Origin of the sequence: Pantoea sp. SORGH_AS_0659, from assembly GCF_031453915.1 — a bacterium.
GTDB lineage: Bacteria > Pseudomonadota > Gammaproteobacteria > Enterobacterales > Enterobacteriaceae > Pantoea > Pantoea leporis.
The window spans coordinates 182381-204970 of the sequence record NZ_JAVJAK010000003.1 but is presented as its reverse complement, the minus strand read 5'-3'; the positions used below and the strand labels follow the sequence as shown (position 1 = coordinate 204970).

The 22590-nt window shown below is 48.1% G+C and carries 19 protein-coding genes and 1 pseudogene; 6 read left to right on the top strand and 14 right to left on the bottom strand.

Going from position 1 to position 22590, the window contains the following annotated elements:
* Positions 1-338: 338 nt before the first annotated feature.
* Entirely contained in the window at positions 339-1796 is a 1458-nt protein-coding gene (locus tag Q3H59_RS22080) for an MFS transporter (protein WP_277975111.1), read from the bottom strand.
* A 117-nt stretch (positions 1797-1913) separates the two neighbouring features.
* A complete protein-coding gene (locus Q3H59_RS22075) occupies positions 1914-2660 on the bottom strand; it encodes a glucose 1-dehydrogenase (protein WP_309837286.1) in 747 nt (248 codons plus the stop codon).
* Positions 2661-2789: 129 nt separating this feature from the next.
* Here Q3H59_RS22075 and Q3H59_RS22070 point away from each other — a divergent pair, with 129 nt between their 5' ends.
* The gene (locus tag Q3H59_RS22070; RefSeq protein WP_192413376.1) at positions 2790-3650 is read left to right on the top strand and encodes a LysR family transcriptional regulator; all 861 of its coding nucleotides are present in this window, start codon (positions 2790-2792) and stop codon (positions 3648-3650) included.
* Positions 3651-3873: 223 nt separating this feature from the next.
* On the opposite strand, the gene Q3H59_RS22065 is transcribed toward Q3H59_RS22070, so the two are convergent.
* The 7 genes from Q3H59_RS22065 to Q3H59_RS22035 form a co-directional block, all read right to left on the bottom strand.
* Positions 3874-4452 (bottom strand): DUF308 domain-containing protein, encoded by a 579-nt coding sequence (locus Q3H59_RS22065; RefSeq protein WP_192413378.1) that lies wholly within the window; start codon positions 4450-4452, stop codon positions 3874-3876.
* A 215-nt stretch (positions 4453-4667) separates the two neighbouring features.
* Entirely contained in the window at positions 4668-5321 is a 654-nt protein-coding gene (locus tag Q3H59_RS22060; protein ID WP_192413380.1) for a hypothetical protein, read from the bottom strand.
* Positions 5322-5643: 322 nt separating this feature from the next.
* Complete coding sequence (locus Q3H59_RS22055) at positions 5644-6234, bottom strand: TetR/AcrR family transcriptional regulator (RefSeq protein WP_101761074.1); 591 nt, start codon at positions 6232-6234, stop codon at positions 5644-5646.
* Between the two features lie 54 nt (positions 6235-6288).
* Positions 6289-6870 (bottom strand): cytochrome b, encoded by a 582-nt coding sequence (locus tag Q3H59_RS22050; RefSeq protein ID WP_277975113.1) that lies wholly within the window; start codon positions 6868-6870, stop codon positions 6289-6291.
* Positions 6870-7913: a catalase family peroxidase gene (locus tag Q3H59_RS22045; protein ID WP_101761076.1), complete on the bottom strand. Its 1044-nt coding sequence runs from the start codon at positions 7911-7913 to the stop codon at positions 6870-6872. The genes Q3H59_RS22050 and Q3H59_RS22045 overlap by 1 nt, the downstream gene beginning before the upstream one ends.
* A 352-nt stretch (positions 7914-8265) precedes the next feature.
* The gene (locus Q3H59_RS22040) at positions 8266-10575 is read right to left on the bottom strand and encodes an FdhF/YdeP family oxidoreductase (protein ID WP_192413384.1); all 2310 of its coding nucleotides are present in this window, start codon (positions 10573-10575) and stop codon (positions 8266-8268) included.
* A 644-nt stretch (positions 10576-11219) separates the two neighbouring features.
* Positions 11220-11426, bottom strand: coding sequence for a DUF3606 domain-containing protein (locus Q3H59_RS22035; protein WP_192413387.1), 207 nt, complete (start codon positions 11424-11426; stop codon positions 11220-11222).
* 346 nt (positions 11427-11772) lie between these two features.
* On the opposite strand from Q3H59_RS22035, the gene Q3H59_RS22030 reads away from it, so the two are divergent.
* Positions 11773-12012 (top strand): transcriptional regulator, encoded by a 240-nt coding sequence (locus Q3H59_RS22030; protein ID WP_110868383.1) that lies wholly within the window; start codon positions 11773-11775, stop codon positions 12010-12012.
* Positions 12013-12076: 64 nt separating this feature from the next.
* On the opposite strand, the gene Q3H59_RS22025 is transcribed toward Q3H59_RS22030, so the two are convergent.
* Entirely contained in the window at positions 12077-12955 is an 879-nt protein-coding gene (locus tag Q3H59_RS22025) for a LysR family transcriptional regulator (RefSeq protein WP_192413389.1), read from the bottom strand.
* 104 nt (positions 12956-13059) lie between these two features.
* On the opposite strand from Q3H59_RS22025, the gene budA reads away from it, so the two are divergent.
* The 3 genes and pseudogenes from budA to Q3H59_RS22010 all read left to right on the top strand — a co-directional run bounded on the left by budA (position 13060) and on the right by Q3H59_RS22010 (position 16327).
* Entirely contained in the window at positions 13060-13842 is a 783-nt protein-coding gene (gene budA, locus Q3H59_RS22020; protein WP_192413391.1) for an acetolactate decarboxylase, read from the top strand.
* 14 nt (positions 13843-13856) lie between these two features.
* Positions 13857-15537 (top strand): annotated as a pseudogene (gene alsS, locus Q3H59_RS22015) (acetolactate synthase AlsS).
* Positions 15538-15553: 16 nt separating this feature from the next.
* Positions 15554-16327, top strand: coding sequence for a (S)-acetoin forming diacetyl reductase (locus Q3H59_RS22010; protein WP_192235625.1), 774 nt, complete (start codon positions 15554-15556; stop codon positions 16325-16327).
* A 419-nt stretch (positions 16328-16746) separates the two neighbouring features.
* Here the strand turns inward: Q3H59_RS22010 and Q3H59_RS22005 are convergent, their stop codons facing one another.
* From Q3H59_RS22005 to Q3H59_RS21990, 4 genes are all read right to left on the bottom strand, one after another.
* Positions 16747-17385, bottom strand: a complete 639-nt coding sequence (locus tag Q3H59_RS22005) for a LysE family translocator (RefSeq protein ID WP_210080058.1) — start codon at positions 17383-17385, stop codon at positions 16747-16749.
* Positions 17386-17433: 48 nt separating this feature from the next.
* Entirely contained in the window at positions 17434-18345 is a 912-nt protein-coding gene (locus Q3H59_RS22000) for a phytanoyl-CoA dioxygenase family protein (protein ID WP_192413394.1), read from the bottom strand.
* Between the two features lie 248 nt (positions 18346-18593).
* Entirely contained in the window at positions 18594-19235 is a 642-nt protein-coding gene (locus Q3H59_RS21995) for a hypothetical protein (RefSeq protein ID WP_309837277.1), read from the bottom strand.
* Positions 19236-20109: 874 nt separating this feature from the next.
* Positions 20110-20544, bottom strand: a complete 435-nt coding sequence (locus Q3H59_RS21990) for a VOC family protein (protein ID WP_192413396.1) — start codon at positions 20542-20544, stop codon at positions 20110-20112.
* A gap of 798 nt (positions 20545-21342) precedes the next feature.
* On the opposite strand from Q3H59_RS21990, the gene Q3H59_RS21985 reads away from it, so the two are divergent.
* A complete protein-coding gene (locus Q3H59_RS21985; RefSeq protein ID WP_101761101.1) occupies positions 21343-22590 on the top strand; it encodes an extracellular solute-binding protein in 1248 nt (415 codons plus the stop codon).

The window sequence follows — 22590 nt, the reverse complement described above, 5'->3', positions numbered from 1 at the left end:
TAATAAATGTCAGCACTTTCAACATTAAATGCCCTCAGCGCTCAGGATGTTTAACCCATCCACCCATTGCTCATTGAGCATAGAAGATATTGCCATGCGCGCATGTCCTTATTGTGCCAGTAGCGGACGACTTTGATGTCACGATTTATTCATTAATACCGAATAAACCCCTGATACGATAAAACAAATAATCTGCCTGAAGTACGTGCAAAAAGAAGAATTATCGTTGTGCATATTAACTGCAGAAACTGAACAGCCTGTCAGGAAACTAAAAATAAAAAAGTTCTCAGCTTGCTGCCTAATTATATGGCGCTTACCGTCAGCTGAGAACTGTCGCGTTACCTTTGAGATAAGCCATCCGCAGTCATGGAGCGATCAAAGGAGCGCCGAATTAGCCTGATACTTAACCCTGCCCCTATAGCCAGACAGATAGCCATCGTCAGAAGCGCGACGATAAAAGCATGGGTAATGATTGCGACGCTGTTACCGTTCCCCAGCATGCTGTAAAAAATGCCGCCGATAACCGCGACACTTAGCGCTGTGCTAATTTGTAATGTCGAGCTGGTTACGCCAGCAATCATACCTGAAAACTGTGGCGCGACCCGGCCTGTCACCATCCGCACCAGAGTTGGCATCGCCAGCCCCTGCCCCAGCCCAGTCAGGAAAAGCAGCATGGCGAGCGGCAGCATCGCGGGAGAGTGACCGGGCATCGTCGTAGCGATCAATCCTGCCATACCTGCCAAACCTGCGGTTTCACATCCCATTCCGATGGCGCTAAGGTAATTCCCGGCATACTGCCTCAGGTACGGAGTCAGTAACGGACCAATGAGAAAGCCGACACCAAAGGGTAGAAAAAGCGTGCCTGAAACCAAGGCATTTAAATGTAAGGCACTCTGCAGATAGACAGAAAACAGAAGAAAGAACGCGCCGATTGAATAAAACAATAAAACAATCATAAGTCCCTGTCCCAGCCCTGGCGCACGTAATACGCTCGGGTTGAGCAGTGGCGATCCCCCTTTGCGACTGAGGTGGTGCTCATATCGCCATAACAGTGAGGCCAGCAGCGGGAAAGCAAAAAATAACAGCCACGTCCACCAGGGCCACCCCGCCTCACGCCCTTCTATTAGCGGCACAATCAGTGTACTCAGCGTTAATGTGGCCAGCAGTGTGCCAACGGGGTCAAGTCGCTGAGCTGCTCGCGGCCGTTTTTCTTGCAGCAGTGGCAGGCCAAAGAGAATCACCAGCAGCGTCACAGGCAGATTAACGAGAAAAATTGTCCGCCATCCAAGGTGGAAGAGATCGGCTGATATCAGAATGCCGCCCAGAACCTGTCCAATAACGGAGGCCAGACCAAACACGGCTCCATATATACTGAGCGCTAAGGGTCGCTCCGCTTCGGGGAAAATGGCCTGCACGGCGGCGAGCGCCTGAGGAGCCATAATGGCGGCCGTGGCGCCCTGTAATATGCGTCCAGCAATCAGTATCCAGGATGACCAGGCAAAACCACACAGCAATGATGCCGCGGTAAAACCTATCAGCCCAAGAAAGAACATTTTTCCCCGACCATAAATATCGCCCAAGCGACCTCCGGTGATTAATGTCACGGCATACACAGCGGCGTACGATGAAATGACCAGCTGTTCCGCTGAGGAAGATGTGCTCAATTCATTATGAATAGCAGGCAGTGCCACATTAACGATAAAAAAATCGAGCGGCGGCAAAAATGCACCTACCAATAAAATGACAAACATAGCCCAACGGCGTGGCTCGGCTTGCAGGATGCTATGTGCCGACATAGATCACTCCTTATGGAACGGTACGGTCCCTGTTAGGGATGTGTGGTCATCGCAGAATGCGCAGTTGACCAATCAGTGCAGGTGAGGCCGCCTCCGGGAAGCGCAACACCGCTCCGTTCAGCGCATGCCGCCGGAAGCCAAAATAATCTCCCCAGTGATCCATCTGGCCTCATCGGAGGCGAGAAATGAGACGATTGGGGCGATGTCCTCTACCTGACCTATACGGCCAAGCGGCGTTTGCTCTTCATTCCAGGTTTGGAAGTCCGAGCCTATTGCGCCTGCGCTATGGCTCCCTTCCGTTTCGATCAGGCCCGGGTTGACCGCATTCACGCGAATTCCCCGCGGACCGAGCTCAAGTGAAAGCACTCCGGTAATGGCATCAATCGCCCCCTTAGCACCGCTGTAGATGGCACTTTCAGCAATAAAGACACGGGTGACGAATGAACTGATATTGATGATGCTGCTGCCGTGGCCCAGGTGCGGTGCGGCCGCGGCGCTTACTAACAAGGGTCCAAGCACATTGATATCAAATTGCCTGCGGTACAGCGCTTCAGTGCTCTCTTCAATTTTGGCGAACTGGTAAACACCGGCGTTGTTCACCACGATGTCGAGCCGCCCGAAAAGAGCAATGCTGGTATTTATTAGTGCCTCGACCTCTTTCTGACTGGTGACATCCGCTGCGACTGCCACAGCCTCACCCTTGGTGGCTTTGATATCGACAACAACCTTTTCAGCAGCGTCTCTATCTGAGGCGTAATTGACGATAACCCTTGCACCATCAGCTGCCAGCTGACGGGCTATACCTGCTCCGATACCTTTTGAACCTCCGGTAACCAGAGCAACTTTGTCTTTTAATTTATGCATAATCTCAGCTTCCTGTTCGTGTCGCCTGAGGCGACGAATTTAAAGAAGCCATGGTGATGCCTACAAAGTTGTTTGAGAACTGACACTTTTGTATATTGGATGTTCATTTTTGAACGGCGGAATCGAAGCATGGATTGGGGGGATGTTCAGGTATTGCTTGCGGTCATGCGTAACGGCTCTTTCGGGAAAGCAGCCCTGAGTCTGGGCGTAAGTCATCCTACAGTAGGACGCCGTATCAAGGCGCTTGAGGATGAAGCGCAGCAGGCGCTGTTTCGCCGGACAACGGAGGGATTGGTGCTGACAGATGCCGGAGACGGGATCATGAAGCTGGCAGAAGCGATGGAAAATTCCGCGCTTGCCATGGAACGCCGTCTGGCAGGCAATCACGATCGCCTTGAAGGAATACTGAGAATATCATCAGCAGAATGGTTTACTAACTATGTGCTGGCCCCCGTGCTGAGTGAATTGACATGTCGTCATCCGGCGATTGTGCCGGAAATTATTGCAGGTTACCGCCTGCTCGATCTGTCGCGCCGTGATGCCGACATCGCGTTTCGCATCGTACCTTTTACCGATCCGAATATTGTTCAGCGCCGTTTGATGCGTGTGCCCTACGCACTTTATGGCACGCCACAGAATGCACAGGCACTGCTCACAGCCCCCTCTTCGGTGGGGCTGATCCTGATGAATACTGGGCAGTCACACTTTCCTGACGTCTCATGGCTTCTTGATCATTTCCCGCAGTCAAAACCTGCCTTTAAAAGCACAAGCCGTGCGGTTCAGGCGCAGATGTGTCTGCGGGGGATGGGCGTAGCCGTGCTGCCACGGCCTTTGGGTGATGCCACCACCGGGCTGCAGCGTATTGAAATGCCTGACATTCCGCCTTCAAGAGACATCTGGGTCGGCTACCATCAGGATCTTCGTCATATGGATCGCTTGCGCGCATTGCTGGATATCGCAGATAGTATGCTGGCTTCACAACAGGAATAGCCTGACGTGGCGGGGCATCCTGGTGAAACCAGCGTGCAAAAGCGCTTCAGGTATGTTTGTGCGTTTCCTCACGAACACTCATCTGAGCAAAGACATGGGCTAACTTACGACGAATTGATAATAATCAAAATGTCGACCAGATGGATTATCCTACATGCCGGGTTATCAAGTTCGCCCTAAGCCGCCCATTAAATACTAACAGTCGCACCATTTTTCTGAACACTCAGCAGGCAGCTTTGTCTTTACGCCCATTCTTAATGGTCAGCGTGATGGCTGAAATCAGGAAATAGAGAACACCAAAAGCGGCGTAGGGTGCAACCGTGGTGACATCCAGAGCAGCATTACTACTCGCCTGTTTAAACATAAACACACCCGCCAACGCAGATTGCGCTCCACTCAAGACCATAGCCCATTGTCCATTTGAATTTTTCCAGCGACGGATGGAAGCAGAAAGCTGCAGTACACCAGAAAAAATCGCCCATATTCCAAAGACTTTAATGGTTGTATTCATGCTGACAGAAAGAGCCCAGATAATAGCTGCTGCGACCACCAGACTAACAATAAAGTTGAATTTTTGGGGTGGGTTTAGTGCTAAGCCCCCTGACTGTCTTGCATCAAGATAATTGGCGAATGCGTCCCATGTAGGATACAAAACAAGCAGAATGCCACCAACTGTGGGATTATGTTTGCCAATGAATAGCGCAAGTGCAATCCAGATAATTGAACCCGCAGCACGGATGTAATAATAAGATTGAAGCCATTGATTTTGAATGTAGGTAGATGTAGCGAAATTGGATTTCATGATGATTCTCCGAAATAGGTTGGACTTCACAGAATATTCCAGACGAATGATGGCCGAATTAGAGTCGGCAATTATTCAGTCGCAGGATTAAGAAAATGTGTAAAACTTATAACAACCAACTTTTAAGGAAAAACAGAGCGTATAAAAATGGTTGTTCGATAAAAAAGACGACACTGTGTCAAAAAATTAATCTTAATTTTTTATACAGTCTTGGATTAACGATATAGGTTTAGGTCGCAAGCATTCTGGCGGTAACCTGTTCTGTCTAACCTACGCAGTCTGCGTATACGCAAGGGCTGCTTTATGTAACCTGACACAGAGATCTGGACTAAATCAGGAAAAACTCCGATAAAAAAGTAGGTTAAAGGCGCCATCACAGCAACCGGGATCGTTTGCTGACATTCATATTTGAAATCGGTATTTAGTGAATAATTGCAGGAATCCCTGCGTACTTCAGGATGTTTTTTGTTCATTATCACACACGAACCAGAAACGGATTCAGGAACATATTCCGTCTTAATGACGTCAGCTATCTCCCTGCAAAAACCGCCAGTTACGCTACGTTGTCTAAGGTGTTCACAATACTGTTTTCCTGAAAAAGAAACTGACCTGAATGGCTGTAATAACATCTTCCTGCTAGCGAGTAGTTGAGCAACCAGCGAGTCGATGTCTGCCAGGTGAGGTGGCATACTGATCGATTGCTTTAATACGGCTGGCTCATTCAATCCAGAATTCCCGGAAAGTTTGAGCTGAGTCTGTAAAAAGGGCTGAAAACCTGACGCAGTGGTAACAGAAGATCGGGAATTCATTCTTTCGATGTTTAATGCTGCCAGGCCCGGCATTGAATGCAAAGCACGGATAGTGTTCATTAATAATTTCTCCATCAAAGTAAAGTCACATTGAAATAGCCTCAATTAAAGTCCTCGCTGGCTATATCACTTCCTCCAAATCATGCTTACGTCGGTACGAACAAACACTGCGCCATAAACCTACTAGAAGGTAGGTTGAATTACTACAATGCCACGTGCAGTTATTCTTTCTATCACCCGGATATTTCATTCAACGTCACGAAATAGTCACGAATTCCAGTCAAATATCTAACCGACATAAAGGCTGCTCATCAACTATTTCAGCCCGAGTAGCCGAACACGTGAAGAGTTCGGCTAGTAACGTTTTATTGTCTGAGTTACTTCAGCTGGTTTTCGTTAATCTTTTAATCACTGGCTCGACAATTTGCTGAAATACATCAGCGTTATTAAAGGCACGCGAAGATATAATTGCACCATGCACCGTAGCCATTAGCGATTTGGCCTCTGTGGCTGCACTTTCCCGCAGAATAAAAACGCCATTTTTTTCACCTCTGCTCAGTACATCAGTGAGCCAGTTAGTGAGATCGTTGAAATGCCCACTGACTTCCTTAGCCACTTCTTTAGGTAAAATCGTTAATTCAACAGCCAGCATCACGCAAATGCAGAAAGGAGAATTGTTCTCACGTATGCAGGTCGCCCAGAAATTCACGTAGCTGTTAATTTCACCTAATGCATCACCGGAGAAATGCTGGCTGGTTGCCGCCATTCCTGCTTGTGCCTGCTGTCGATAATCACTCACGACTGCCTGAACCAGATCCGCTTTGCCAGGGAAATGGTGGTGAATACTCGACTTACGAATCTGCACCCGCTCGGCTAAATCAGCATAACTGAAGCTGTTATAACCGCCCGCTGTCAGCAGAATTCTGGTGTGGTGCATAATCTCTTCGGCTTTCTGTGAACGTTCTGTACTCATGCTTGCTCCAGCAGCAACGGTAAAATAACTGCAAATCGATAAACGGCCACGAACCTACTCAGCGTCAGTCGGATTGTCAAGCGCACCGCGCGTCAAGCGTTTGCGTTTATAGGCACCCGCCATACTGCTAAATACGCCGTCGCGCAGAATCAAAGCGTGGTACAAAGCTGCGGCAAGATGCAACATAACAGTGATGAAAAGCGCCATTGCTACCAGGCTGTGAAGCGGACGTAAAATGGCATAAGCGTTGTTGCTGATCGGAACAATGGGCGGCAGCACAACATGACCCAGTGTGACGGGATACCCCGCCGCTGACAGCATCGCCCAACCGATCAGGGGCTGAGCCAGCATCATGGCATACAGTGCCCAATGAGACAGATGCGCTAAGAATTTCTGCCAGGCAGGCAGCGTGGCTGGAAGTGCTGGCTTAGCAGTGCTGAATCGCAGCCAAAGCCGCACAATGACCAGCATTAAAATCATCAAACCCAGCGGCTTATGAATCGCAACCAGCAGGCCGTGCAATGATGAAACCGTGGATACCATTGCGACACCAATAAATAACATGGCCATAATAGCCGCAGCCATCACCCAGTGAAGTACGCGCAGTGCCGGGTGAAAAGTGTTGTTATGTTTCATCAGTGGGCTCCGGCCTGTTCATGAGTGCGTGCATTATAGGATTTAGCGTAAGCGGATGAGCGGGCATTAAGAAGCGGGTCATCCGAAGCCGTAATACCATCAGGTAAAATCAGCGGGTCATAGTTAATGTCGTTACAAACGCCCTGCTGTTGTGCCGTTGTCTTATTAATTGTCAGCGTTCCGGCATTAATCACCTGACGATCGGCAGGCCAGCCAATCGATGCGTCATTGCCTTTATCACCAGAGCCCGCCACTGTAACCATCAGATCCCATTTCTGCGGCCCGTTCGCTAGCCGCTGCTGTAAATCACGCTGCAAGAAATTGGCGTCGTTTTTCTCATTTTCATCCATCGCCTGATAGTCAGCGTGCGGCACCATACTCCAGCGCACCAGGTGGGAATGGCCCTCTTTATCAATGAAATTAAAGGCGTTCAAACTGTTAAATTGATCGCGGACCCAGCTGGAAGAGGGAACATATTGCTTTGCCCAGGCAAAGAAAGGTTTGATCTCTGGATGCTGACGTACAAAAGCCTGCATTCTGGCTGGATCAGGTTTACCGGTTTTTGCATCCGGCAGCGTGGCGGTCTGCAGGTCATAGAAGCCCTGCACGCTTTGTACCGGAAAAAAAGGCATTGCATTCATGCCTGTGCGCCACTGTTCACCATTTTTCTGATAGAAAGCCAGCGCCATACTGCGTATCGGTACTGCATAATCAGGCGCATTGGGATTTCCGCCTGCGATAGCTAAACGGCCCACCACAGGCGTAACGCCTGAGGCAAACAGTGCCGCACGTGACAGGGCGCTGGCGTTACCGTTGGCAGAAAAATCCCCCAGAATACAAACGCCCTTTGCATGATTACGGCGATAACCCGGGTGATTGCCATTAGATTTTTCTAAGGCAGTAATCAGCTTATCCGATGTCAGCCTGCCAGTATTCAGCCACCCGCCCGCCCACACGAACAAGGCGATCAGCAGTAATGGGATCACAATTATTATCGCCAAGCGCACTATTTTATGACCGACAGAAAGAAAAGGTTTATTCATGAAAACACTCAACATTGCAGAATTTAGTTCACTGTTCATCCGGGCGTAATCATTAAGATTTTGCTTTTAATAACTGGATGACATTCAGAAGTCATGTAAGACGCTCGATAAATCTACTAGTAGGTAGGCTGCACTGTCAAATAATTATTCCTCCTTTTATAAGTTGCTGTCCCCTCCATGTCATACCGGCTTGTTGACATTCTGGAGTGGCCCCGTTCCCGCAAACAATTGCTGTCCTCACGATGAGGGCTCTGCTCCTCGCTCATAGCAGACCTCAAGACATTGCAAACTGGCGCCTCTTTTGCCACGGTTGTGGCAATCATAAGGCAGGCAAGCCTGCCTTATTTTCACTTTAATGGGATTCAACAGCCTGCGGAGGGACAACGTCGCGTGTACGCAGCGTGATACGTACCGGAGCAGATTTATACGATGGCGTACCGCTCTCCCTGTCGATGTAGTCCAGTGGGATCAGGACGTTAGCCTCCGGATAATAGGCTCCAATCGATCCTTGTGAGATGGCATAGCGAATTACCGTCATGGATTCCAGACGCATACGGTAGCCCGGCACTGCTGACTCCAGATCCACAACATCCCCGTGCTCAAGCCCCAAACGTTCCAGATCAAAGTCACACATAAACAGGACGTCACGGCGGCCAAATACTCCGCGGTAGCGATCATCCATGGCGTAAATCGTCGTGTTGTATTGATCGTGACTGCGAAGCGTAATCAGACGTAGCACATCGTCACCCGGCACCGTCAAGTCTTCATGCGTGCCTTGATAAAGCGAAAACATCGCTTTACCGCTCGGGGTCGGCCAGATGCGATCCCGCGGCGGCAGTGGCATCTGAAAACCACCGGGTTGGCGAATGCGGGCATTGTAATCATCGAATCCGGGTATGGTTTTTTCGATCAGGTCGCGGATGAGATCGTAATCGGCTATCAACTCATTCCAGTTAACCCGCGTTCTCGGCAGAGCCGCGATGGCCATCCCGGCAACAATGGCCGGTTCAGAACGCAGCAGCGGCGACGCTGGCTTCAACTTTCCGGAAGAGGCGTGCACCATCGACATGGAATCTTCAACAGTGATCGACTGGCGATTGCCAGACTGCTCATCCAGTTCGGTACGGCCGAGGCACGGCAGCAGTAGTGTCTCTTTCCCGGTCAGAAGATGAGTACGGTTCAACTTGGTCGCGATGTGAACACTGAGTTCAAGTTCACGCATCGCCGGAAAGGTCACGTCTGAATCGGGCAGCGCCACGGCAAAATTTCCTCCGAGGCAAATGAGCGCCTTCGCCTGCTTGTCGACTATCGCTTTCATCGCCTGCACCGCATCATGACCATGATGCGACGGTGGTGTAAATCCAAACACGTTTTCCAGCTTATTGAGAAAATCGGACGACGGTTTCTCAGTGATCCCCACGGTACGGTTACCCTGCACGTTGGAGTGTCCTCGTAACGGACAAACGCCTGCGCCGGGTTTACCGATATTGCCTCGCATTAGCAGCAGATTGACCAACAGGCGCACATTATCCGTACCGCGGTTGTGCTGTGTAATACCCATACCATACGTCAGGATAGTGGCATTCGATTTGACGTAAGCTTCAGCGACGCGCCTGAGATCTGCCTGCTTCAGGCCAGAGTCTTGCTCGATTAATGCCCAGGATGTGGCTTCGATGTCCGCCGCGAAGCGCTCAAACCCTTCTGTATGCTCGCGGATAAAGGCATGATCCAGTGCCGTACCGGTTTCAGCCTCAATCGCCAGCACCGCTTTGGCGATACCCTTAAGCGCAGCCGAATCGCCACCGGCACGGACCAAATAATACGTTGACGCGATATCGGTTGAGCTGTTGGTCGCCATCTCCATGACATTCTGCGGGTCGGCAAAACGCTCAAGCGCGCGTTCGCGCAGCGGATTAAACACGATAATCGGTACGTCACGGCGCGCCAGCTCGTGCAGCGTTCCCATCATGCGAGGATGATTGGTCCCTGGGTTATGACCCATTGAGAGAATAAGCTCTGCGCTATCGAAATCGTCCAGAGATACGGTGCCCTTACCGATCCCAATCGACTGAGGCAAACCTACGCTGGTTGCCTCGTGGCACATATTTGAACAATCAGGAAAATTGTTAGTGCCATACTCCCGGGCAAAAAGCTGAAACAAATAGGCCGCCTCGTTTGATGCGCGACCGGAGGTATAGAACTCAACCTCATCTGGCGGCAGTGCAGCTAACTTATTGGCAATACGCGTAAAAGCCTCTTCCCAGCTCACTTCGATGAAGGTGTCGCTTGCTGCATCATAGCGCAGCGGCGTGGTTAACCTGCCGTATCCCTCCAGCTCATAATCGGAACGCTGTAGCAGCGACGTGATAGTGTTTTCGGCAAGAAATGCCGGCGTAACGCGCTTGGTGGTCGCTTCCCATGTGACCGCCTTAGCGCCATTTTCACAGAACTGGAAGGTTGAGCCATGATCCTTATCCGGCCAGGCACATCCGGGGCAATCAAACCCATCGGGCTGATTAGTGCGCATCAGCGTAGGCGGCGCTTTTAAGGTATCCATTTGGTTTTTAACGGCTATTGCGGTTGCCTTAAGTGCTCCCCAACCGCCCGCCGGGCCATCATAGGGGTGTACGCCTGGTACTGTGCGATGATTTTTTTTGCTCATACAAATTCGGCTCACGTGAATGTAATTTATGATGCTGCAGCCCCTGCGGAGGTTGCTTAACGTAACAGCGATATGTGCAGGTGTTATTTGAGCCTGAATATCCCTTCATCCACTGGTGTTATGGATAGTTTCAAGGTAGCAAAAAAAAACAGATCTCCCACGCTGGTTATCAATTGGTTACTTTTTTAATTCATTCCTCTGACTGGCTAGCCAAGAGCAACGACCGGAGTTTCGATCTATCTACTCAGTGGAAGTGTATTGCCGCTTAGGGAAGGCGTACCTGAATGATTATTCTGGAACGTAAAGAGTGTCCCGTTGGGAAAGCAGCTATTTGTACTTTCTATAACGAAATAATTATCTAATGACGATACATTTATTTCATCGTGCAAACGTTTTACTTTTTCCAGCTAACTGTCACAATAAAAAAGCTACATAAATAGCGCGCTATTATAACGCACGCGATATACATAAATGATAAAAATTCTTATTTATAGTGACAACACCGGGGAAAACCTTATGCACACACGCTTTTGTTGGGCAGGTTTACGACGCGCCGCAAGTTATCGCGGGCATGTATAAGCAGCACTTCGCTACCACAAGGTCCGCTCGCCACCCTCACGGGGGTGGTTTACGGTTGACCGGCACTAACGTTTTGGGCGAGAAGTGGGGGTTGTCTCAAGCCACGCGCGCACGCTCTCCAGATCTGGCCCGACTTCGCGCAGGGCCTGACTCAGTCGGTCTTGTGTGGTGCTTAACTTCAGAGTCCAGAACGTGATTTGCCACTGCTCGCGTATCTCTACCTGACTGAGGTCTGCGGGAATACGCCGCTGAATGTATTCACGGTTTTTCATTATTTTTATCCTTTTTGTTTTATGTAGGAACGCCCGGCGTGACGCTTGCCAGCGCAATACATTCCCTATATTGAACAATCATCCTGGATAAAATAGAGGAATATTCCTGCTGTTGAGGTGGGGATAAAAAAGGAGAGTAATCCTGGCGAGGCCAGCGATTTATTCTGACGTGTGTTAACAATATCTATTTCATTAAACTAAAAAATAATTATTTTCATTTCTTCTTATTAAGCCTCTGATAAATGAGAAAATTAAAACACTGCATCCTGGTCAAGTTAACGTGATGTTTAGAGGCGGGAGAGCGATATACCCAAATTCACTCCATCCCGTATTTAAGGAGTTTTCTTTGAGAAATCAACTTTTAGAGCGGCCCGTGGCCGTACAGCATAATATCCGTGATCTCAGGCTTGCCGCTGGCCTTTCACAACAGAGTGCCGCTGAGCGTTTCGATCTTAGCCTGCGTGTTTGGCAGTCGAAAGAGTCTGCGAAGAATCCAGGGCAGCTCAGCCAAGGCGAATATGAATTGTTATTGTTGCTGGCTGGTCAACATCCTTACTTTGCACTGGTGTCGCAACAAAAAAAGTAAGCTGCCTTGTCCGTGTCATTCGATAAAGATCAAGCACTGCATCAATGTCACAGAGTTAGCCGTATCACTGGCTAATCAAACTGAGTAGATGCATCACCGTCCTGGAGGGGGTGTTGCGCCGCCAGGCAAAGGCGATATCGGTAAACAGGGAGTTATTCTCTATTTCGCAAAACGTAACATGCGGGTTGTTCACACAGCACATGGACTCTGGTACCAACGCGATGCCACAACCTGCTCCGACCATGCCGAGAGACGAGGTGATTTGGGGAGCCTGAATAAATCGTGTTGTGGTGAACCCCGCGCGCAGACAGGTGCTGACGATGAGCTCATACAGGCTGGGAGCGACTTCGCGCGGAAACATAATCAATGTTTCGTTCACCAGCTGTGCTAATGCAATGGTGCCTTGGGAGCTATATGCATGGCCCGCAGGTAACGCAATCATCATTCTTTCGGTAGCGATGACTTTCAAATTGAACGCTTTGCTGCTTTCACACGGCAAACGAATAAACGCCGCATCAAGCAACCCATCCCGCAGATCCTGCATCAGCAAAGCCATATTCTCTTCCCTGGCAATGAGTTCCATTGCCGGATAACGCGTTCTAAAACGCTGAAGAAGGTCAAACACGGGTGCCCCGAAAGCGACAGAACTGGCAAACCCGAGCGACATCTGTCCGCTTATACCCCGCGCCATACCACGGGCTTTCTCAAGCGCATGGTCGGCCAGCTGCACAATCTCAGTGGCGTCATTTAGGAATGCCCTTCCCGCCTCGGTGAGTTCAACGCCGCGCGTCAGGCGTTTCAGTAATGGTGTCCCAATCTCATGTTCCAGCCGCTGTATTTGCTGGCTCAGCGGTGGCTGAGAAATGCCGAGCATTTCTGCAGCACGAGTGAAATGTAGCGTCTCGGCGACAGCAACAAAATAACGCAGATGGCGAAGTTCCATATCAAAAACGTCTCAAAGTTAACAGGTTTCGCTATTGGATTCGGTAAGCCAAAAAGCCCACCATGATATTAACACGGCTTAACTATTGGTTTGCGAGGTGGCAAATGTGTAATTTTGTATCTGCCTGTTCATGTGAGGAACAGCTGAAAGAAACCGTCTTTAAACTCCATGATGATTCACCAGAAAAGGTTATCTATCAGACTTCACTGATGAGCGCGCTTCTGAGCGGTGTTTATGACGGATCCACCACGGTGTCCGATCTGTTAAAGAAAGGCGATTTTGGCCTGGGTACGTTCAACCAACTGGATGGAGAACTCATTGCCTTCGACAGCAAGGTCTATCAGTTACGCTCCGATGGCAGCGCCAATCCTGCCCAGCCCGAGCAACAAACGCCGTTTGCTGTGATGACTTTTTTCAAACCTGAAAATCGCTACCGCTTTACCGAAACCGCCACGCGAGAAGAGGTTCATCAGGTTATCGACAGCAAAATCACTTCAGATAACCAATTCTGTGCCATGCGTATCAGTGGTCGCTTTCATGCCGTACGCACTCGAACCGTTCCCTGCCAATGTCGCCCTTATCGCTCGATGCCGGAAGTGCTGGGCGAACAGCCAACCTTCGCATTTAAAGAGACGCAGGGTGAACTGATTGGCTTCCGTACGCCGCAGTACATGCAGGGAATCAACGTGGCGGGTTATCACGAGCACTTTATTACGGATGACCGGCAAGGCGGTGGGCACATCCTTGATTATGTGCTGAAGGAGGGAACGCTGACCTTTGGCTCCATTAACAAGCTTGTCATTGATCTTCCCCGGGATACCGAATTTCTTCAGGCAGAGCTCACGCCGCACAATCTTGATGAAGCCATTCGCGCCGTCGAAAGCTAACAATAGGGGGCAATATGAAAACGTTAAAAACCCACACTCACTGGAACAGCGGCGCGGATCTCGTGGTCGCGCAGCTTGAAGCACAAGGCGTAAACCACGTGTTTGGCATCCCCGGAGCCAAAATCGACAAAGTGTTTGATTCATTAGTGGATTCTCCCATTCAACTCATCCCTGTCAGGCATGAGGCAAATGCTGCCTTTATGGCCGCAGCGGTAGGCCGACTTACGGGACATGCCGGGGTTGCACTTGTGACCTCCGGACCAGGGTGCTCGAATCTGGTTACCGGCATGGCAACCGCCACCAGCGAAGGCGATCCGGTGGTGGCTATTGGCGGAGCGGTGAAACGATCGGATAGCGCCAAACAGGTTCACCAGAGCCTGGATACCGTGTCGATGTTTCGTCCGGTAACGAAATATGCTGTAGAGGTCACCGCCCCCTCCGCGCTGACCGAATGTGTCTCTAACGCATTTCGTTATGCAGAAAACGGACGCGGTGGAGGTGCCTTTATCAGCCTGCCGCAGGATATTGTTGATCAGCCGGTTTCCGGCAGCCCTTTGCAAAATAGTGGACACGTTAAGTTGGGCGCGGCCCCCGATGCCCTAATTGAGGCTGTCAGCCAGGAAATCAGCCGGGCAAAAAAATCCGGTCATCCTGCTGGGCCTAATGGCCAGCCAACCAGAAAATAGCGCCGCAATCCATGAACTGCTGTCAAAAAGCCAGATCCCCGTGACCAGTACTTACCAGGCTGCAGGCGCAGTCAGACAGGAGCACTTCTCAAGGTTTGCCGGACGGGTTGGATTATTTAACAACCAGGCAGGAGACCGGTTATTACAGCAGGCGGACCTGATCATCACTATCGGTTATAGCCCGGTTGAGTATGAGCCGGCAATGTGGAACAGCGGCAAAGCCATCCTGGTACATATTGATGTGCTACCGGCTGATACGGATAACCGCTACCAGCCCGACGCAGAACTGGTAGGCGACATTGCGCAGACCGTATGCAAGATTGCCGCCCGTATCCTCTCACCATTAACGCTAAGCCACGCTGCGGCCGCTGTACTGGAAGACCGCCAGCAGCAACGGCAATTACTGGCGATGCAAGGTGCCAGCTTAAATCAATTTGCGCTGCATCCCCTGCGCATCGTGCATGCGATGCAAGACATCATTAACTCTGACATCAGCCTTACCGTTGATATGGGAAGCTTTCATATCTGGATAGCGCGCTATCTGTATAGCTTCCGTGCGCGCCAAATCATGATCTCTAATGGTCAACAGACCATGGGTGTCGCCCTACCCTGGGCTATTGGTGCCTGGCTGGTTGATCCTTCACGCAAGGTGGTATCGGTGTCCGGGGACGGCGGATTTTTGCAATCAAGCATGGAACTGGAAACTGCCGTCAGGCTGAAGGCTAATATCCTGCACATCATTTGGGTTGATAACGCCTACAACATGGTCGCCATGCAGGAAGAGAAAAAGTATCAGCGAATTTCAGGCGTCAGTTTCGGTCCGGTGGATTTTAAAGCCTATGCCGAAGCCTTTGGCGCAGCCGGCTTCTCCGTTAACAGTGCGGCAGAACTTGAGCCAACATTGCGCAAAGCAATGGATGTCAGCGGCCCCGCTGTGGTCGCAATTCCGGTCGACTACAGCGATAACCCGCTACTGATGAGTCAGTTACACCTGAGTCAAATTCTCTAATTGAAAGGATATGATTATGAAAAACAGAGTCGCATTTGTAACCGGCGCCGGACAGGGCATTGGCGCAGCCATTGCCTTACGCCTGGCAAAAGACGGCTTTTCCGTAGCCATCGCGGATTTCAATCTTGAAACGGCGCAGCATGTCGCTGATGAGATTGTCACATCAGGAGGAAAGGCCATCGCGCTGCAGGTTGATGTCACCCAACGCGATAACGTTTTTCACGCCGTTGAAGAAGCGCGCCATGCGCTGGGTGATTTCAACGTCATTGTGAACAACGCCGGCATTGCGCCATCAACACCGATTACCGATATCACCGAGGAGATTGTTGATAAGGTTTATAACGTCAACGTTAAGGGTGTGATTTGGGGAATGCAGGCGGCGATTAGCGCTTTTTCCGCGGAAAATCACGGTGGCAAAATCATTAATGCCTGCTCTCAGGCAGGACATGTTGGCAACCCGGAGCTGGCTGTTTATAGCTCCAGCAAATTTGCCGTTCGCGGGCTGACGCAGACAGCGGCTAAAGATCTTGCGTCTAAAGGCATTACGGTCAATGCCTTCTGTCCGGGTATTGTTAAAACCCCCATGTGGGAATCGATCGACAGGCAAATTTCACAAGCGGCGGGTAAACCGGTTGGCTTTGGGACGCAGGAATTTGCAAAACGTATTACTTTGGGCCGGCTATCTGAACCGGAAGATGTGGCCGCATGCGTCGCATTTCTGGCGGGACCGGATTCCGACTACATGACCGGGCAATCGCTACTGATCGACGGCGGAATGGTATTCAACTGATTCGCGGATCGTGCTTACCCATACTGCCGTGTGGGTAAGCTATTAATCATGCACTTTTGCCCGCATATATCGGGTTTCGCCCACAGTGGACATATATTCGCCAAAGGCACTTCTGTGCCAAAAGCGGAAGTTAAAGCACTAATGAGTATTTGATATTGAATGCCTAAATCATGCAGGATACTTACACATTAACTATGAAAATAATTGTGCCGCGCTGACAGTAACGCCTAAAACGTAAATATTATGGAGCGCTGCTTCGTCTTGGGCATCGGTGAACCCTACCCACTGTACAAACGTGTATTTTGATAATGTTTTCTCGTGCCAGGATAAAAATGTCACCTTCTCTGCTTAAGAACATACGTCTTCAGAAAGTAAAGGCGGCCACAACAACTTTGGCCACCTTTATTCAACACCAGCACTCAATGAAAATATGGTGTAATAACAGAGACTATTAGGCCAATAGCAAAAACCATAAACACACTACCACCAGTCTTATTTAGATATGAAAAGGCTTTACCAGTGGCCAGTTTTTTCTTCACTGAACTAGCCGAAGCACCATATATGAAGTGGATAATAACCACCAACACACAAAAAATCATAGAAAGAATACAGAACTGGCTGATAAAAGGCTTTTCAGCGTTTATAAACTGAGGGAATAGCGCCATGAAAAACACGATGGGTTTTGGATTAAGCAAAGAAACAAAAAAACCCTGACGAAACCTTGATGATTTTGATGGAAGAATTAAAATACTCTCACTTCCAGATTCACTCATTTTTTTTGGAGTAGAACGAAACAGCTTAACGCCCAGATAGGCAAGATAAGCAGCACCTACAATTTTGACCACAATCAACGCAAACTGAGAAGTTGTTATAATTATTCCCAAGCTGCTAGCTGCAATAATAGAAATCACACCCATACCTGCTGCCACACCAATAATTCCAGCTAAGGCACTACGTAAACTGTAATTAAGTGTATTCGTTAACGTGAGCAATACACCCGGTCCCGGGCTCGCTATGGTTAAGCTGGCAATTAAGATGTAAAGGTAAATCTGAGACATAAACTTGCCCTGCATAAATGGGGGGCATCCCCCCCCGCGGTTAATCGATTAGATTGAAAGATCTCTGTATTCCTGCCCGGCAAATAGAGCGCTGTCAACAAGGCGATCGCCCTCATTCTTAGCTACTTCCAAGTGGAATTTTGTTGGACCTGCATACTTAAAGTAATTTCTTGGGATTTCCAAATCGCTGGCTCGTTTGGCATCATATGTGCTTTCAGAGCAGAAGAAACGCATAACAAACGCTGCACGGATATCTACCTCTCCTTCGCCAAGCATTATGCTTCGATGGATAACGTATTTGTCAAAAATAAGCGCATCTCCTACTTCAAATTCATCCTCTACTCCAAAGTGATTAAGAATAGCCATCTGTGCGTTATCGTTAAGAGGACCATCACGCCACTGAACGAAATCGTCTGTAGTAGGATTCTCATTCGCGTCAATTTTTTGCTGCAGCATACTGAACACGGAGGGATCTATATGACTGTAAAGATAGTCACCGTTTACGCGATTTTTTGGTACGTAAGCCATACCCCCACGTTGCCCTTTTGGATTAATATTAACTAAAGGAGCCCAGATCGTGCATCCAAAATCTTCAGCATGATGGTAGCCAAAACTCTGTGTACCGATATGCCATGGAAAGCCTTTATTTTTGAGCTTTTCAAGCTCAAAAGATAATGCTTGTGCATAAAACATATTCCTTCCAGTCAGGTCTTTCATTGCCTTCTTAAATGCTGGATCTTTCAACAGACCAATCACTACCTCATCGCCATCGTACATGTCAAAAGCTAATCGACTGAACCCGGTCTGATACTTATCAGTAGGTTTATCAATGTACTGACTAATAGTTGACTTGATATAACTAACAAACTCTGGAGAATAAAAACCTTTTAACAAAAGGAAACCTTTCTCTTGAAAATCAGAAATTTGATCTTTCGTTAAGCTGAACTTTTTATTAATCACTTCACTACTCCATTTTTAAAGCCCATTAGGGCAAGAACAACCATTAGGTTGAGATAAAACTTTTCCCTTTGATGATTAATTTGTAATATTCAGCAGCGCATCATAATAATCAGCTCGCGCATCTAAATAAATTGAAGCTCCGAGCATAACAGCTTTCTTATTTTTTATTTTTTATTTTGTTACCTAATAATGGAATGAGTTCTTCTTGAATCCACCCATCTGAATAATCAATATTATTTTTTATTTTTTCATAAATCATCAGAATTTTTTTTATTTTTTATTCCAAGCCGTAGTGCTCCTTGCATTACCTTTTCAATCAAAAGCGGCATTGTTAATTTTTGCGCAGCGATGATGCCGACTAATTGATAAAAATACTCTTCATAATCGGCCTCAATGAAAAGCACGTCTTGAGGACAATCACAACCAATGCCAATATCGTCACTGCTGTTTAGGTAGGATTTAACATCTCGCATTTCTAGCAAGGTAATCAATGCGTTGTGGTACATCTCTCCAGAATTGAGCCAGAGTTTTTTCAACGCGTAGTATTTTTCATGATTTCCATATATGTGCAATCCAGAATGTAAATTGAATTCATCAATACAAATCGATGCTTCAAGTAGTCTATCAAAAATCTGTAAATTTATGGATTTTTTGACTTTCAAAAACAACATATGATTAGAGGCTTTATGCCTTAGGCATAAGCTAATAAGAGTATGAGGGAAGTTATTTAAATTATTATCGCCATTCACATTCTTAATGCGCTTTAATTTTAACCAGCTTTCACCAGAGGTGGATTTGGATCTAGCCCCACCCTCACAAACATGTAATAAAAGTGAAGGGTTTAGTGCCAAGAAAGAGATAATTGATATCCATTTTTGTCGTAGACTCATTCCATAAATGCTCAATTTGCAACCAGATATTTACATTGCATTTACTTTAACTGCATTGAATTTACATGTCACTAAACTTATAAGTGCATGATATTTGTATAAATAACATCGAATTTGACTTACAACGCTTAAAAAACACACTGTTTTCGGGGCTTTTGAATTCCGCTAACATATAAATCTCTACCCGAGGCAATCAATTCAGTTAAATTAACCAAATTGGTTATAAATCAATCTAAATTAAATCCAATCATAAAATATATATATCTTTTTCCGATCATAGCTCTGTGACTAATTTACGACAATATTCCACTATGTCATTATTAATACGAAAATAGAAACGCAGTGAAACCAATCAGTATGAAAGAAGAGTTAGTTATGAAAAGAATAGAATTATTAACAATGTTTATCTTTATTTTTTAAACCACCATCAAAATACTTATGATGGATTGAATTTAAGTCTGTACAGACCATCTGGATAAAATAGAACCAAATCAATTAATCATCTAAATCCATCTAACCAGACAGCTGTGATCCTGCCGTCAGGCTAAAGTCACATCCATTAACGGTTAGTCGAGGTTTACCAGAATTGCTGATTTGTTCACTTTAGTTGCGAGGCTGAATCGATAGCACAGACAGGAGTTCTGCACATCAATATGTGCGGAAACTTATTCACAAAAGTAAAGAACTTTTTATCAACATTGCAAAGTGAACAATCAGATCTTAACCCCCTAGCCCTGCCCTAAACCTGAAGTAACATCCGCTGCTCGCTCAAAGAGGACATTGGGCTTGGCATCGTCCACTCTTTTCCCTAAGCGGGCTTTGCAAACAATACTGTTTTAATTAAAGGATTACAGGTCATAATACGTGGGCCTCATTAACTGCGTTCCATCAATTCAAGCGTCTGACCATCAGGACTTTGTAAATATATTACTCTGGTACCCTGCATGGGTCCTGACGACACCGTTTGCGGTTTACCCGGCGTCTTCCAACCGTAGTCCGATACTTTGCCTAAGAGCGTATCAAGATCCTCAACCATAAAAGCAAGGTGAGCGTAGCCTGGGATATAGGGCGCTGAAGGTTTTTCTGGCTGCTCAATGTTATTGTATTGGAGTAATTCAATTTGAATATCAGCCAGTTCGAGCAAAGCCATTCGTACATCAGCTCCCCTTGCACCTGTTACCTCATCGATTATAGGCCCGGACATTTTTCCTTCACGTATTAATTTACCGCCAAGAATCTGAGTCCAGAATAATAATGAGTCTTCAATATTTTTAACTGAAAAACCAACGTGATTGACACTTAAGATCATGTGATTACCTACTGAGTTTTGAAAGTCCATCAGCCAACTATATAAAAAGAATGCTTTATTTCTACACCATAAATGCGCGAACGTTTTACAAGTCTGCATCCTTTATCGATAAATTGCGAATATCCTCTTTCGTCTAAAGCTGTCTCTAATTTCCAATCGCGCAAAGGGGCTGCAGCGATTCAGTGAAGCACTATTATGTTAGAAGAGAGCATACGGTAGGATCACTTGAGGATAAGCAGAATGCTTCTGGAAAAGCTCAGGTTGCTTTAAGTTCGGAGGAAGGAACGTGGACTCTGGTTTTTCACCAGGGAACGCCAGCAGCACATGGTGCTTAGGTTCAAGATGCGGTGTTATGTTTGATGTGACAGAACTACCTAAGCCGTCATCATTTTGACGTCCGCTTTTGGCTGTATTATCAGCCGAAAATCTCATCCTAACCAGCTACTGATAACGGCATTTCGCCGTTAAGAGATGCGCTTTCATGCAGCAAGCCCCAACGCAACTGCACCTAAACAATGCATTCGGCAAAAAGCTGATCGGCACTTTTCGCAACTGTCCTCCTTTTTAAAACCACATGAATATCTATGATCGGCCACACATTTTACAATCTGTTTACCTGACAGCGGCGAAAATCTGTGCAAAGTAATGTCCAGCGGCAAACGAGATTTATGCCCTGGCACGTCAATTGCTTTAGCTAACCAATGTCAGCCGCAGCAACCTGACAACCTGTGCGCGTTATTAAATCCATCAAATTGATTTAATAAAACACCCTCTTTTTGTATCAAGGCGGAAAACACCATGAAAATCCGATTCAACCCAGTCATAAAAGGTTGTTTTGCAGCAGTTCTGTTAGCCAGCGTAGGCAGCGCGGCAGCGGCAACCACGTTGAATGCATTGTTTATGACGCAGGCGGCGTATAGCGAAAATGATATCCGCGCCATGACGCAGGCGTTTCAGAAAACGCACCCAGACGTGCAGGTTAATCTTGAGTTTGTGCCGTACGAAGCGCTGCATGACAAAATTGTTGCGGCGCGTGGCGCGGGCGGTAACGGCTACGATGTGGTGCTGTTCGATGCCATCTGGCCGGCAGAATTCACTAAGTTCGATCTGTTGCAGGACGTCAGCAGCCGGATCAGCGCCGATGAAAAAGGACAGATTTTCCCCGGCGCAATGAACACCGTTGAGTTCAAAGGCAAAACCCTCGGCATGCCGTGGATCCTCGATACCAAATATCTCTATTACAACAAAGCGATGCTGGAAAAAGCCGGTATCACCACGCCGCCGCAAACCTGGCAGCAGGTGATGGATGATGCGCGCATCATCAAGCAGAAAAACATCGTGAAATATCCGCTGGTGTGGAGCTGGTCGCAGGCGGAAGCGCTGGTGTGCGATTACACCACGCTGGTATCAGGTTTCGGTGGCAAGTTCTATAACAACGACAAACTCGATTTCTCCTCCCCGGCCTCGTTGCAAGCGGTGAAGCTGATGAAAAGCTCGCTGGATGAAGGCTTGAGCAATCCGGCTTCACGCGAATATCTGGAAGAGGATGTGCGTAAAGCCTTCTCCAATGGCGATGCGGCTTTCGCGCTCAACTGGACCTACATGTACAACATGGCCAACGATCCTAAACAAAGTAAGGTCGCCGGCCAGGTGGGCATCGTTCCCGCGCCAGGCGATGCGCCCGGCAAATTCGGTGCGGTAAACGGTTCGATGGGCCTTGGCATCACTAAAGGCAGCACGCATGCGGATCAGGCATGGCAATACATCCGCTACATGACTTCACAGCCGGTACAGAACCAATACGCCACGCTGAGTCTGCCGATCTGGAAAAGCTCGTATCAGGATCCGGCGGTGCTGAAAAACCAGGAAAGCCTGATCGCGGCGGCGGATAAATCGCTTAACGTGATGCTGTCGCGTCCGGAAACGGCTGACTATTCGCGTCTCTCCAACACGCTGCAGCAGCAGTTGCAGCAGGTGCTGGTGGGCAGCGCAACGCCAGATGCCGCGCTGCAAGCGGTAGATAAGAGTGCGGCGCGTCTGCGCTAA